At 68.4% G+C, this 452-nt stretch carries 1 protein-coding gene; it reads right to left on the bottom strand.

Annotated elements, in window-relative coordinates:
• Positions 1–352 (bottom strand): MBL fold metallo-hydrolase (locus JWG43_RS20835; protein ID WP_205244354.1); only part of this gene is annotated, 352 nt, incomplete at its 3' end.
• Between the last annotated feature and the right edge of the window lie 100 nt (positions 353–452).

Below are 452 nucleotides of genomic sequence, written 5' to 3'. Positions count from 1 at the left end.
GGCCGAGGGTGTGACCCGGCGTTTCGGTGACCTCGAACCGCGTCTCGCCCACCATCACCACATCGCCGTCAGCGATCACCCGGTCCAGCGGCGCGACCTTGCGCACCTCTTCCGGCCCGACGATTTCGCAAGCCCAGTCGGCCTTCAGCCGCGCGTTGCCCTCGGTGTGATCGGGGTGCCAGTGGGTGTTCAGGATCAGGTCCAGACGCCCCCAGCCCAGGCCTTCCAGCTCCTCCAGAATGCGCGCCGCATCCGGCGTATCGACCGCCGCGACCACGCCGGTCGCGGCGTCGCGGATCAGGAAGCCGTAGTTGTCGGCGCGGCAGGGAAACAGATGCACATCCAGGGTCATGCGCCCATCCTAGCAGCAGGGCCGCCGACAGGCCTATAGTGGGGCCATGCGGCGCAGCATCGACGAGCTTCGAACCTTCTACGGCGAGCCGACCGGAGCG

The organism is Desulfobulbus alkaliphilus, assembly GCF_016918545.1.
Taxonomy (GTDB): domain Bacteria; phylum Desulfobacterota; class Desulfobulbia; order Desulfobulbales; family Desulfobulbaceae; genus Desulfobulbus; species Desulfobulbus alkaliphilus.
The sequence above is the reverse complement of the archived record's forward strand: the minus strand, read 5'-3'. Positions and strand labels throughout refer to the sequence as shown.